A 13,053-nucleotide genomic window follows, 5' to 3' on the forward strand; every position below is an offset into this window, starting at 1 on the left:
TGACGCAATGAGAACAACTATGAATTCGTCTACTGTTTCACCCGGTCGGGCTGGGCTGTTTCTGTTATTAACCGGGCAGATGTTGCCTATGATTGATACGTCAATTACCAACGTCGCGCTGGATTCCATCACCGCGTCACTGCACGCCAGCGCGACACAGCTGGAGCTGATTGTCGCACTCTACGGCGTCGCCTTTGCGGTGTGCCTCGCCATGGGCAGTAAGCTGGGCGATAACTATGGCCGCCGTCGTCTGTTCTTGTGGGGTGTCGCGTTGTTTGGCCTTGCTTCACTGCTGTGTGGCGTTTCACAGTCGATTACCCAACTGCTGCTGGCCCGGACTATTCAGGGTGCTGGCGCGGCGCTGATTGTGCCGCAAATTCTTGCCACCCTGCACGTCACGTTGAAGGGCCCGGCGCATGCGCGTGCCATCAGCCTGTATGGCGGCATCGGCGGCATTGCGTTTATTGTTGGTCAGATGGGCGGAGGATGGCTGGTTTCAGCGGACATTGCCGGTATGGGCTGGCGTAACGCCTTCTTTATCAACGTGCCAATCTGCCTGTTGGTGCTGGCATTTAGCCAACGTTATGTGCCGGAAACGCGCCGTGATGAACATGCCACCATCGACTGGCAGGGCACGTTTAGCCTCGCGTTGATCCTCTGCTGCCTGCTGTTCCCGATGGCTTTAGGGCCGGAACTGCACTGGCCATGGTCATTACGTTTGTTGCTGGTGGCGGTATTGCCATTATTGTGGTGGATGAGAGTCAGTTCATTGCGCAAACAGGCACGTAATCAGCATCCGTTACTGCCGCCGCGCTTGCTGAAGCTCACCAGCATCCGCTTTGGTATGGCCATCGCGCTGCTGTTCTTTAGCGCCTGGTCGGCATTTATGTTCTGTATGGCACTGACGATGCAATCCGGGTTGGGCATGGCACCGTGGCAGTCGGGCAACAGTTTTGTCGCGCTGGGTGTTGCCTACTTTGTTTCTGCGCTGTACGCACCTAAGCTGATTGCACGCTACAGCATCAACCGCATTCTGTTGACTGGGCTGGGCATTCAGATTGTCGGTCTGGCACTGCTGTGTATCACCCTGAAAATGTTCGGCATGCAGACATCGACTCTGGCGCTGGCTCCGTCGACGGCGTTGATTGGCTATGGTCAGGCGCTGATTGTGAACAGCTTCTATCGCATTGGTATGCGCGATATCAACGCCAACGATGCGGGTGCCGCCACCGCCATTCTCAGCACCTTGCAGCAAGCGACGCTCGGCCTGGGGCCAGCCATCTTAGGCTCGCTGTTCCTGGCCTTCACCCATCACAACGGGGGTAACTATCCCCAGGCGCTGATTGGCTTCCTGCTGGTAGAAATGGTGATGATGTTGATATTAGGTGCCATCACCCTGTGGCTACGCCAGCGCCTCAGCGTCTCCCCGGCTCCGGTCTTATAATTTTTCGCTGCATAACGTCACCCTTTACCTACCTGATGACCAGAGGCGATGATACCCGCCGAATCAACAGGAGACGTTATGCAGCAATTTTTCGCGCAACTGGCCACTTTTGGCTTCGACATTACCCCAACCTCTTCGCTAGCCCTGGTTGCTGGCATCATGATACTGACCGCCCTGGTCATCCACCTGATCCTGCATCGACTGGTGCTGCGCACCTTTACCCGTCGCGCACAATCGAGTCGCCGTCTGTGGCTGCAAATCATCACGCAGCATCAACTTTTTCAACGGGTTGCCCTGCTACTGCAAGGGGTGATCGTGCAGATACAGGCGCGGCTGTGGCTACAGGCGGGTAGCGAGGCGAGCAATATCGTCACCACCTGCGCTCAGCTGTGGGTGATGCTTTATACCCTGCTGGCTTTCTTCTCACTGCTGGATGTTATCCTCAATCTGTCACGCAAGCTGGCCGTTGGATCGCAGCTCCCTCTCAAAGGCATTTTCCAGGGGATTAAGCTGGTCAGTGCGATCCTGGTGGCTATCCTTGCCATCTCGTTACTGCTCGGGCAGTCCCCCGCCATTCTGATCAGCGGATTAGGCGCGATGGCAGCGGTGCTGATGCTGGTGTTTAAAGATCCAATCCTCGGTCTGGTGGCAGGCATTCAGCTCTCCGCCAACGATATGCTTAAACTGGGTGACTGGCTGGAGATGCCAAAATATGGCGCAGATGGCGCGGTTACCGATATCGGCCTGACCACGGTGAAGGTACGGAACTGGGACAATACCATCACTACGATTCCGACCTGGTCACTGGTTTCTGATTCATTCAAAAACTGGAGTGGCATGTCAGCGTCCGGCGGACGTCGTATCAAACGGAGCATCCACATTGATACCAGCACCATCCATTTTCTGGATGCCGCCGATCAGCAACGTCTGATGCAAGCCCGGCTGTTACAGCCCTACATGGCAGAGCGCCAGCAGGAAATTGCACAGTGGAATCAGCGCAACAATGCCAGCCCCGCGTCAAATACCGCCGAAATTTCCCTGCTTAATCAGCGCAATATGACCAACGTTGGAACCTTCCGCGCCTATCTGCACGCCTATTTGCGCCAGCACCCGCATATCCATCAGGAGATGACGCTGATGGTGCGCCAACTCGCGCCCGACAGCCATGGCTTGCCGCTGGAGATCTACGCGTTTACCAACACCGTGGTTTGGGCAGAGTACGAGACGATTCAAGCGGATATTTTCGATCATCTGTTCGCGGTGATCGCCGAATTTGGTCTGAAAGTCCATCAGGTGCCAAGCGGTAGCGATTTACGCGCCCTGCTGAACACCCCAAACGGATAACGTGCTGAGAAGGGGCGCACCCGCGCGCCCCTGGCGTTTAGCTATCCCGACGTGGTCGACGCAGGATAAAACTCTCAAACGCTTTGCTCTGCCCATCCGGGCCGGTGACATCGTAGTAGGTCACTTTGATGGTGGTGTCATCCCCTGGATGCTGGCCGGGATCAAGCTCAAACCCAGCAAAGCCATAGGCGCGAGCGGCATTACGCACCGCAGACCAGGGGGCATCCTCTTCCACATACACCGGGCGGCGTTTGCCATTGACCGGATCACGCTCCGCAACGGCGGTAATCACCCGGCAACGAGGCGGATTGAAGAACAGCTGATTCGAGGGCGCGCTGGTGCCGCCACCGCCAATCACCATATGAACCGTCCCTTTGGTGGTATCAATCACGTCGGTTGCCGTAGAGACATGAATAGGCGTCAACGTGCTGTTCTGCTGCTGGCCGCGCAGCGGGTGGGAACGTTCGTAATGGTGTTCATGCCCGCACACCACGAGATCCACGCCATATTTATCGAACAGCGGTAGCCACTCCTGGCGAATCCCCAGATCGGCACCGTTGAATTTATCTGCGGTGGAGATCGCCACCTGATGCATACAGACGATGACCCAGTCGATCCCCGTGTCGGCACGTGCCGCCGCCAGCGCCTTCTCCAGCCAGGCCTTTTGCTGACCTTCCGAGTAACCCCGCACGTAGGAGTCGCCCGCATCCTGATAGCAGACATCATCGTTAGCGATCGCAATCACCCTGACTGAACCGGCGGTGAAGCTATACCACAGGCCGTGTGTCACCTCAGTTTGGTTTTCCGCTTCCGGCAGTGAGAAGTAAGTCTGGTAAGCCTGATAACCAATCGGCCCGTTACCCAGTTCGTTCTCATGGTTGCCCGGCGAAGGCATCCACGGACGGTTACGCGCACTGCGCGTATTGTTGTTCCAGAAATCCCACCAGGTGCGGACGCGGTCTTCCGCCAGGTTGGCGTAGCAGAGGTCGCCATTAAACAGGTGGAACAGCGGAGTAAGACGCTCAACACCCAGCGTGGTATCTCCCGCCGCCGGTGAGCCGAGATTATCATTGATATATATCGACTTAATTGCCGAACTGGGCTTGCCCTCGTGTACCGTTTGCACTTCAACCAGACGGCCCAGCGTCGGTGTGCCCTGGTCACCAAAGCTGGTAAACGTGAGCTTCTGGCGACCGCGTGGCGAGGTGCGGAAGGTACCAAATTCAGGCGCTGCCCCTTCATGCAGTGCAGCATAGAGATAAGCAGTATTCGCCTGGAGGCCAGTTATTTTTGCGTGCCACGCGTAAACAGTTTGCTTTGATTTACCGTCGACGTAGTGCTTCATTTCGGCACTGACCACCTTCTCAAAGCTGCCATCTGGTCGCCCCAGAATCACCTGCGGTTGTGAAACCGGCTGTAGGGTATGCCAGGAGACAACCACTTCACTTGATGCATCCGCACCGAATTGAATATGCAGGCCGCTGACTGGCGCATGCTCACCGCCCGGCTGTGGCAGGGCAACCGCGTGGCTGGCAGGCGTACTTTCGCCCTGTTCCGCCATCGCGTTAAATGAAGTTGTTAGCAGGCCACCCGTCGCAATACCTGCGGCGGTGAGTAAGCGTCTCCGGGAGATCTCCGTCATCATTAATCCTTAGCTGAATGGCATTAAGAGGCCCTCAATATAGTAAGGATTAATGACAACCTTTTGACTGCTCCCCCTTCACGCCAGGTGCGTTAGCGTGAGGGGGGAGCTGAGGTGTGCGACAACAGCATCTGCGCTCTGCTTTCAGGGCGCGTGCGCAATCACTTTACGGATGAGGGTGGGCAGATCCCAGGTGCCGCCAAGGCGGATATAGGCACAGCGCCCGGTGTTGGTGACTTTGGTCTGCACAAAGTGCTGGCCGTCCCACGTCCAGTCCGCGCTGCTGACGCAGTCAGCAATACCTCGTCCGGCAGAGCTGCTGCTCACAACGCCCTTTTCGTACCCTGTACCTGAATAGGTCACAAGCTGTGGCGCGGCATCTTGGCTGACAACATAGTAAACATCCCCCATGTTATAAGCCGCCTGCCAGCAGGTCGTATTAACCAGCGTGTGCTGCTCATCTAAGCGAGTGATCCACCACCCCATGCTGCCAACAACTTCCTCTGAGCAGACACTTTCACCGTCTTGTTTGAGCGCCAGAATCAACGGCATTAGCACAGGCTTATACCTAGCAATTTCCGCTTTGGTCATCGGGCGGTCGTCGTTATCCAGCACCGCTGCCTGCTCAACCTGTGGCGCGGGGATTGCCGCTTTTACCGAGGATTCAGCCAGGTTACCTTTTTTGATCAATGCACCCGGCGTGCCGACTCGCCCCTGCACATCATCCATCTTTAACAGTACCGCCGTAGCCCCCTCACCCGAGAAGATAAAGGTGCGCTGGCTGTTACGAAAACCAATGCTTTGATCGTGGCGGAGTGCATTCAGAAAAGCGGTGTACTGGGGTGCGGACATTTGCCAGCCTCCATCGGCGGCAGGCTGAAGGTTGCCCTGCGATTTGCCACTAAGCAGCAGCACTGGCACCGTTTGCTTCTGGTTTTCCGCATCTTCCGTATCCGCCAGCATCACCCGGTTGGTCACAGGGGTGGATGGGCCTGCTCCACGAGTCAGTAAGACCGTCGATCCGGTCCCACCGGGCGTTTCATCTGGCGAATACCCGGCGGCACGACAGGTTAAGGTGTTATCACACACCAGGTCCCAGTCTTTATGGGAGAAATTGACACTCTTCGCAGGCTGCGCCGCCTGAGCCACCATGGTCACTGCGCTGCACAACGCCACTGCGAAAAACCTTTTAAGACGCATTTATTTCCCTTATTGACGTAAAACTATTCCATCGGATCTTCCGGCGTACCGTAGTACTGCACCGGATAGCGCGTGCCATCTATGTTCAGGTCATGCCAGCGTTTTTCCTGAGCCGTCATGTGCCCTTGCTCTAGCACTTTCTCCGCGGGCATCGCACTGGAGAAGCCAGAAATTTCACCAATCATCGACCACTTCGCACCCGCATGCTGGTAGATGTTGATACGGCTGAGATCGCGATTGTAGAGCAACACCTCAGGCACATTGTCATTGTTAAGATCCAACAGCCACACCAGGCAGCGGTTGGTTTTATCCAGACAGCTGAGACTAAAACGACTGTCAGGATCGGAAGCGAGATATTGCCACCAGCCCTCTGCAGGTGCTGGGCTGTGCTCACGCAGGCTGATTTTTTCCTGCAAGGCCGCGACTGTCACAGCGTGACTCTCTTTGCTGTTATGACCCGGCAGCATACTGCTTAGCGTGTACTTGTCTTCACCACTTTTTATCCATTCCGGGTGTTGCTGGAGCTGTTGGAGCGCCTTATCCCCGCGCCGTCCCGCCTTACTGAATGAATAGAGGTCCATGCTGTCTGCTTTGGCTTTGCCACTGCTGTAACGGGCGAGTTGGCTGTTAACCTCAATGCGATAGGGATCGAGCAGCGGTGAGTGCAGCAGACACCAGCTGAGAGTGATTAAAGCCAGCATAATGACATTCAGACGCGGAATGTTGCCGCCTGGCTGGTCCCAGTTTTTCCACTGTTCAATTACCATCATTAACGACCAGAGCAAGGTAAGCGCGACCACGATAGCGGCCTCTACCCGACTGGCCGTCCAGCCATATTGTGCAATGCGCACCCACAGCGCATAAACCGCCAGTATCGCCAGCAGTGGCGTCAGACACTGCACCAGCCAGACTGCGCGAATCAGCCAGCGCGGATAGCGCAATGTGCCCTCTTGCCCGGCATTGATGGTGCCCAACAGCAGCATGATCAGCGCCATCGTGATCAGTAAGGTCGCTGACGAAACCTCCGCAGGAATGATGGTTAAGCCGGTAAACACCAGGCAAGCCAGAAAGACCAGGCTTATCAGTGCATGAAGCGGTTGCAGCACGCCAGACAGCAGTGAAAATAGCTGTCGGAACATCTGTGCGGTTTTCGGTAAGTTGCGACATAGCACAATGCCCGTTGCGACAATGCCGCCAGTGGCGACAGGCGGGAACAGGTGATCTCTGAAGAAGAGATCTTCAAACAGTTCAATCCCGATAAGCTTGAACAGCTTGCCCCACAGCAGCAAGACGAGCCAGAACACGCCGGTCATTAAGGCGGTGATTAAAACCGTGAAGCTGTTGTGCCAGAGCGCATCCGTGGCTGACTTGCCCCAGCTTTCACGCTGCGTATCACACCATGCCTGGATTAACGGCATGATAAGGAAGAGGAAAAAGAGTTGAGCCAGCAGGCTATCGATAGCAAAGTCGCTGGAATCCAGGGTGTCGGGGAAGGTCCAGCGTAGCCAGCCGGTCATCAGCGCCTGCACGGGCAGCACCAACGCTGTGCACAGCCACGGCCGCCACTGACGTATTGAGGTCAAGGTAAAAGCCAGCACGCTGGCAGCACTGAACGAGAGTGACAGCAGATACAGACGCCAGCCGCTAACCTGATGCGCTCCGTCCAAAATGCCCCAGATCAATCCCGTTAATAGACCAATCACGACAATTAGCCACATTGTTCGTGGCGCGCTCAGACTGTGTTGCAACATTACCTCATCCTTGTTATTTGGCGGGAATGACCTTGCTGACAATCAAGGGCATCTCACACGCTTGAATATCGTTGTGCAGTGCACACAGGCCGCGATAGGTATTTTCGCTATCGACAAAGCGCTGGCCATCCCACACCTGCTTATAGCTGGATAGCGTGATTCCCATGGAGTTACCGAGGAAGGAACCGGAAATCACGCCACTGTCATAATCGACGGAGTCATAAGTCACACGTTGCAGGATTTGGTTCAGATCCGGGTTCAATACATACCAGAGTCGCCCTTCATTATAGGCCCCACTCCAGCAGGTGGCGCTGACCAGACTGTGGCTGGCATCAAGCCGGGCAATGGACCAGCGCTGGGTCGCCAGATCGTCCGTGCAACTCTCTTCCTGGTTATCCGCATCTTGTTGCACGATCTGTTTTAAGGAACCGGCAAATGCCTTTTGTTCCGGATCAGTCATCGGACGCATCGCGGCATCGATCACTTTTGCCGCTTTGATTTCCGGCACTGGAAGGGGAGCTTTTACGCTGGTTTCGTCACGGTTACCCTTTTTAATCAGCGCGCCAGGTGTGCCAATGCGGCCCTGAATATCATCCATACGCAGCAGCACCGCACTGGATCCTGACGAAGAGAGCGCATATTGGCCGAGATTGTCGCGGAACGTAATCTTCGCGCTGTGCTGTAAAGCCTGCATAAAAGCGGTGAACTGCGCCTTATCCATCTGCCAGGTGCCTTGCTCGGCGGCCTGCAATTTTCCCAGAGACTGCTGGTTAATCAGCAGTTCTGGCACAGAGGGTTTCTGCGGGTCTGTGTCGCCGCTGTCGGTAAGCACTACGCGGTTTGTTACCGGCGTACTGGGACCAGCAGCGCGGGTCAAAATGACTTCTACGATATTCTGATTTTCTGCATTGAGGCTGTATTCAGAATCCCCCGCCGCCCGGCAGGTTAGCGTGTTATCACAATTGATATTCCATTCGCCGTGCGTGAAGCTCATATCACTGGGTTTAGCTGCGATGCTGTAGGAACTGGTAAAAGCCGCGATAATGCCAGCCAGCCCAAAGCCAGCCATGCGGGATGTCCATAATTTCATTGTGAATCCTTTCAATTTTGCGGTTATAGCGGGGTTTCTTCGTCAATCAACTGTAGATTGATCATCTTGATGCGCACCGATCCCGGCTTACGTTGGTAGCGCGCAGCAAAGGCAGTTAAATCAAAACCGCCCGCTTCATAGTGGGTTATCAGCTCAGAGATTTCATCTTCTTCCCATTTCGCCCCATGGCGCGGCCACTGGGATTTGACCTCTTCACCGGCCGGATGATTTAGCTCAATGAACCCCACCAGCTCGGTGATATTTTTCTGGTCGAAATCGGGAATGATACCGCTGCGATGGATCGCCCGGCTGAGCGTAACCCACTGACGGAGTTGTTTATTGCTAATCGCTTCCTGTGACTGTGACATTGACGCTCCCTGTAATAAATAGCGGTTTTTGCGCTAAGTAGGATAGCGTTTTTGATTTGGTGTGGGTAGGCCAGCAGACGACTGGATGGTGGGTTTGCGAGGGGGAGCGAGAGAGTTTTTGGGTGTTGCAGCAACTTAGCATCGCTCAATTGCTGCGGTTTCCAGTCTTTGATTTTCCCCGTCTCTCCGGGTTATGGGATGTATTCAGCGCTGACCTTGTACACGGTTTTCTGATCATTCTGAGCTGACTCTTTTATTAGTCCCTGCTGTACCAAATTGCGGAGATCGTTACGAGCGGTGTTGTTGGAGCAGGTGGTTCATAGCTAGGGTTGTGGCGTGTTTTTCAACAAACTCACAGGCTGGTGTCATCAGAGAAGTTGAAACGAAACCTGCCTGCTGGTCCTAATTATTGAAGAGATTAAGCTGCTAAATTGCGGCATCGCGTGCTCGACTCGTCATGCTCCATGCCAAAGCGACGTTCTCCCCTTTTGCTGTACGACGGCAGAACTCATCAACGGGCAGATAGCGACCTTGCTCATCCGTGATCCTGCGATACCGCTGATAAGCGGCAATCTCTGCACCTGTTAGTGATTCGAGAGGCACAAGCGCGGGTGGTCGTTTGATAGACATGGTTAATCTTTCTCAAAAAAACGGAAAATTGAGATAGTTTGGCGGTTTTTGTTGGGGGTGTGGAGGTTTTTTGAACGGAAATGGGTTGGAGAGTGGGTTGAGGGGATGGAGGTTTGTGCGAAAGCTGAATTTCAGACACAACAAAAGCCGCTCGTAAGCGACTTATTTGCATCGTATGGTGCCGAAGGCTGAATTCCCAAAAGAATAACAACATATTGTTTTAATTACAAAATTAATTTTATTACAATCATAAGGGCCACCAAAATGCCCCCTACCGATTTTCTTTTACTTCTCAAAACTACAAAATTCTTCCATAAAACTGTCGCGCCAAAAGTTTTCAAGATGTATCTTATTGCTTTAGGTTGCATGACAATGATAACGGCTCACACATTGCAACCTTGATAATAATTACACAAGGTGACAAAAATGGAATTTGATACTTCAACAATAATAATCGGCGTATGCCTGTTGGCAGCAATTCTTGCAGCACCAGTATGGAAAATTTGTTCAAAAATCCTCGTCAAAGGAGGGGTTAGTAATAAACTCAAAAATGTTGATATAGGAGGTGACTATACTGGCCGTGACAATAAAAAATAGGTAGCCTAAAATGGGTGTTTTTAACCGCTTAAAGCATGTTTTAATTGGCGGAGATTATGTGGGTGGCGACAAAATAACCAACCTTCCAGCTCCAACGCAATTAATCCTCCTTCAAGAAGAGTATCAGGAAGAGCTTAAAAATAATCTAACCTGTTCAGATTTAATAGATGAATTAAATCACTACAATTCAAGAAAAAGCGAAATCAGAGATCTCCAAAAAAAACTCGCATCATCAGGCTACGAAATTTTAATTGAAGAAGGACAAGAGTTAAAAGAACTAGTAGCAAAAATGATAATCAAACATCAGCATTATAAATCCGCCCAGAAGATTATCGTTTACTTGCTTTCAGATGTTCACTCTATATTTCAGTTCACAATCAAGCCTCAAGTGTTATCCAAAGCAACTAAAGATGAACTACTTGAAACAATACATATTGAAATAGAAGAAAAATTAAGCACAAAGCTTGGAGTTAATTCTTTAGGAATATATAATAGACACCTTCGAGGTATGGTTTTCTTTTTAACAGGAAACTGTCATTTGGAGTGGGAGAAATGATTCTATACAACAAGGCTTTTGACATTAACCACACAACCTTGAGAATGTATTATTGGTTAGCAAATACCAATAAAATCCATATTTCCCTAGAAAAACTAAGGTTGTATGATTTCATTATTGCATTTCCATTTTATATATCCTGCCTTTCGTTAAGCCGGGAGTTACTAAGCGAAAAAACAAAGTTCAAGAAATTTATAAATCCATATAATAATTTTGATGCGCGATCGTTATTTAATCAGATGGAAGGCATTCAAAAATCATCAATTTGCAGCTTGGTTTCAACGGAAACATTAATCAGAAAAGACAATGAGATATACGAAGTAAACTCTGAGTCATTTAAAGAAGTTAAGTTAGAACATTTCTCCAGCATTAATGTAGAGGCAATCAACTTTATTAAAGACCACCTTGAGCCTATGTCTTACTTTGGGAAAAATGGGCTTAAAGCCGCAAGCAAACTAATGAGCTTTAAATATGATATCTTATAACCCAACCTTGAACATAAAAACACTCCATGCTTTTAAAAATGCAAAGGAAGTTCTTTATATGGAGTTCCATAATGGTTTAAACGTAATCCACGGTTCGAATGGAAGCGGCAAAACCTCAGTAATTCAGCTACTCACTTATGCTTTAGGTGCAACTGTTTATAACTGGAAGGAAGAGGCGGGAAGTTGTGATTATGTTATAGCTGAAATTTATGCTAACGAATCTACCATCACAATAGGCCGAGAAATAAAAGAAAGCTCAGCAAGTATGAACATTTTTTTTGGCGATTATGCTGAAAGCCTTAAAAATGGTAAGACAGGTTGGTTTAACTATCCTTACAGCATTTCTCCTTCTAGAGAAAGCTTTTCTCAAAAATTATTTGAAATTTTGAATATCCCTGAAGCTAAGTCAGACGGAATAAACAATTTAACAATGCATCAAATACTGAGGGTTGTATATAACAACCAGTCTAGCCCAGCCACAAGCATATTTAATGATGAGCCATTTGACTCAGCTATTAAACGTGAATTTGTGAGTAACTATTTGCTAGGCCTTTATGATGATAACTTGTATAGTAATAAGCTTGAGCTCATAAAAAAAGATAAAGAACTTACAAAAACAATATCTGAGTTAAAAGGTCTGTATCTTCTTGTAGATGGAAGCGATACCGATTTTAGTTTCTCAAGCACTGAGGAGCATATTGAACAACTACAATTGAGAATTGATCTTTTAATTAATTCCATAGAAGAAAAGAAAAATATCGACCTATCCATTAATTTTAAAAATGAGACCAAAGCAACAAGCCCTATTGAAATTGTTAAATTAAAAAAAGATTTGCTTTTCCTTGAGATTAGCTTAAAACAACTCGATTACAATATAAGTGACTCAACAAGTTTCATTGAAGAATTAAAACAAAAAATACTAGCAATAGAAGACTCAATGAAATTTGGAAAGTATTATAAAGCAAAAGAATTTGATACTTGCCCTTCATGTTTTTCACTATTAAAATCTGCCTCTGATGAAAATAATTGTTCTTTATGTGGAACTCACAATGCTTCTAACTCTAAAAACATGAATTATGCTCGTATGAAAAATGAGATATCTATTCAGTTAAAAGAATCAAGTGATATATTAGCCAAACATGAAAAAGAGAAAGAAAAAATTGCTCTTGCAATAAAAGAAACAAAGAAAAATTTGCGTGCGAAGATAAATAAAATTTCCATTATAAGTAATTCTCTTAATTCTGATAATGATAGTTCTTTATATGATGCTTATAGGGAAGTTGGTGAATTAGAGGAGAAGATAAATAGTCTCTCGCAGCTTAGCAAAATTTACCTGCAAATAAATAAACTTAGAGAGCTTCGAAATACTTTGCAGGATAGAGTTAGTCATCTTGAATCAGAAATTGATAAAAAAGAAACTGCACTTTTACTTAAGCTGCCGAAAATTCAAGAAAAAATAACAGGTTACATGATCGAAATTTTAAGTAAGGATCTTGAAAACATAGAGGACCCACATGACAAAGCAGAGTTTAGCAATATTACGAGCATAGGATTTGATTTAGCATCGAACAGAATCATCATCAATAACAAGGTTTCTTTTTCCGAAAGTTCAATGTACTATCTAAATAATGCCCTACACATCTCCTTACTTAAATTAAGCCTAACTGATAAAGCTGTTAGATTTCCTCGATTATTGATACTAGATGGAATTGAAAACGGTGGAATGGAAGATATTCGGTCTAAAGGGATACAAAAAACCATCAAAGAAATTTCTGATGAGTTCGACGGAATTCGACACCAAGTTATAGTTACGACAAAAGGTATTAATGCTGAAGTAGATAATAGCAAATACAGAGTTGGTGATAAATTCACCAGCTCAAATAGAAGTTTAAAAATGTGATTTTTAAAAACTTCACTGTATGGCGAGTAGAGTTTTGCTCGCTACA

Annotated in this window: 11 protein-coding genes; 6 read left to right on the top strand and 5 right to left on the bottom strand. The window is 49.1% G+C overall.

What is annotated here, in order from left to right:
* Positions 1–19 precede the first annotated feature (19 nt).
* Both F3J40_RS13175 and F3J40_RS13180 read left to right on the top strand, forming a co-directional pair.
* On the top strand, positions 20–1,444 hold the full coding sequence (locus tag F3J40_RS13175) for an MFS transporter (protein WP_167015309.1): 1,425 nt from the start codon (positions 20–22) through the stop codon (positions 1,442–1,444).
* A 78-nt stretch (positions 1,445–1,522) separates the two neighbouring features.
* Complete coding sequence (locus tag F3J40_RS13180; RefSeq protein WP_167015311.1) at positions 1,523–2,788, top strand: mechanosensitive ion channel family protein; 1,266 nt, start codon at positions 1,523–1,525, stop codon at positions 2,786–2,788.
* Positions 2,789–2,825: 37 nt separating this feature from the next.
* On the opposite strand, the gene F3J40_RS13185 is transcribed toward F3J40_RS13180, so the two are convergent.
* From F3J40_RS13185 to F3J40_RS13205, 5 genes are all read right to left on the bottom strand, one after another.
* Positions 2,826–4,433, bottom strand: coding sequence for a purple acid phosphatase family protein (locus F3J40_RS13185; RefSeq protein WP_240155459.1), 1,608 nt, complete (start codon positions 4,431–4,433; stop codon positions 2,826–2,828).
* 141 nt (positions 4,434–4,574) lie between these two features.
* Positions 4,575–5,630, bottom strand: a complete 1,056-nt coding sequence (locus tag F3J40_RS13190; protein WP_167015313.1) for a DUF1176 domain-containing protein — start codon at positions 5,628–5,630, stop codon at positions 4,575–4,577.
* A 23-nt stretch (positions 5,631–5,653) separates the two neighbouring features.
* Positions 5,654–7,381 (bottom strand): DUF4153 domain-containing protein, encoded by a 1,728-nt coding sequence (locus F3J40_RS13195; protein WP_167015315.1) that lies wholly within the window; start codon positions 7,379–7,381, stop codon positions 5,654–5,656.
* Positions 7,382–7,394: 13 nt separating this feature from the next.
* Positions 7,395–8,471, bottom strand: coding sequence for a DUF1176 domain-containing protein (locus tag F3J40_RS13200; protein ID WP_167015317.1), 1,077 nt, complete (start codon positions 8,469–8,471; stop codon positions 7,395–7,397).
* A gap of 23 nt (positions 8,472–8,494) precedes the next feature.
* Positions 8,495–8,839, bottom strand: a complete 345-nt coding sequence (locus F3J40_RS13205) for a hypothetical protein (RefSeq protein WP_167015319.1) — start codon at positions 8,837–8,839, stop codon at positions 8,495–8,497.
* A gap of 1,056 nt (positions 8,840–9,895) precedes the next feature.
* Between F3J40_RS13205 and F3J40_RS13210 the strand changes: the two genes are divergently transcribed.
* Genes F3J40_RS13210 through F3J40_RS13225 form a run of 4 tightly spaced genes read left to right on the top strand, consistent with a single transcriptional unit; the run spans position 9,896 to position 13,007 of the window.
* On the top strand, positions 9,896–10,066 hold the full coding sequence (locus tag F3J40_RS13210; RefSeq protein ID WP_167015321.1) for a hypothetical protein: 171 nt from the start codon (positions 9,896–9,898) through the stop codon (positions 10,064–10,066).
* Positions 10,067–10,076: 10 nt separating this feature from the next.
* A complete protein-coding gene (locus tag F3J40_RS13215) occupies positions 10,077–10,622 on the top strand; it encodes an ABC-three component system protein (RefSeq protein WP_167015323.1) in 546 nt (181 codons plus the stop codon).
* Entirely contained in the window at positions 10,619–11,107 is a 489-nt protein-coding gene (locus F3J40_RS13220) for an ABC-three component system middle component 5 (protein ID WP_369410948.1), read from the top strand. Before F3J40_RS13215 ends, F3J40_RS13220 begins: the two co-directional genes overlap by 4 nt.
* On the top strand, positions 11,094–13,007 hold the full coding sequence (locus F3J40_RS13225) for an SMC family protein (RefSeq protein ID WP_167015325.1): 1,914 nt from the start codon (positions 11,094–11,096) through the stop codon (positions 13,005–13,007). Before F3J40_RS13220 ends, F3J40_RS13225 begins: the two co-directional genes overlap by 14 nt.
* Positions 13,008–13,053 lie beyond the last annotated feature (46 nt).

It is taken from the genome of Candidatus Pantoea multigeneris (assembly GCF_011752615.1).
GTDB classification, from domain to species: domain Bacteria; phylum Pseudomonadota; class Gammaproteobacteria; order Enterobacterales; family Enterobacteriaceae; genus Pantoea; species Pantoea multigeneris.

Coding starts and splice junctions, on each gene's coding strand:
- F3J40_RS13195 (WP_167015315.1), bottom strand. CDS start 7,381: ATGTTGCAACACAGTCTGAGCGCGCCACGAACAATGTGGCTAATTGTC.
- F3J40_RS13185 (WP_240155459.1), bottom strand. CDS start 4,433: ATGATGACGGAGATCTCCCGGAGACGCTTACTCACCGCCGCAGGTATT.
- F3J40_RS13180 (WP_167015311.1), top strand. CDS start 1,523: ATGCAGCAATTTTTCGCGCAACTGGCCACTTTTGGCTTCGACATTACC.
- F3J40_RS13215 (WP_167015323.1), top strand. CDS start 10,077: ATGGGTGTTTTTAACCGCTTAAAGCATGTTTTAATTGGCGGAGATTAT.
- F3J40_RS13190 (WP_167015313.1), bottom strand. CDS start 5,630: ATGCGTCTTAAAAGGTTTTTCGCAGTGGCGTTGTGCAGCGCAGTGACC.
- F3J40_RS13225 (WP_167015325.1), top strand. CDS start 11,094: ATGATATCTTATAACCCAACCTTGAACATAAAAACACTCCATGCTTTT.
- F3J40_RS13175 (WP_167015309.1), top strand. CDS start 20: ATGAATTCGTCTACTGTTTCACCCGGTCGGGCTGGGCTGTTTCTGTTA.
- F3J40_RS13200 (WP_167015317.1), bottom strand. CDS start 8,471: ATGAAATTATGGACATCCCGCATGGCTGGCTTTGGGCTGGCTGGCATT.
- F3J40_RS13220 (WP_369410948.1), top strand. CDS start 10,619: ATGATTCTATACAACAAGGCTTTTGACATTAACCACACAACCTTGAGA.
- F3J40_RS13210 (WP_167015321.1), top strand. CDS start 9,896: ATGGAATTTGATACTTCAACAATAATAATCGGCGTATGCCTGTTGGCA.
- F3J40_RS13205 (WP_167015319.1), bottom strand. CDS start 8,839: ATGTCACAGTCACAGGAAGCGATTAGCAATAAACAACTCCGTCAGTGG.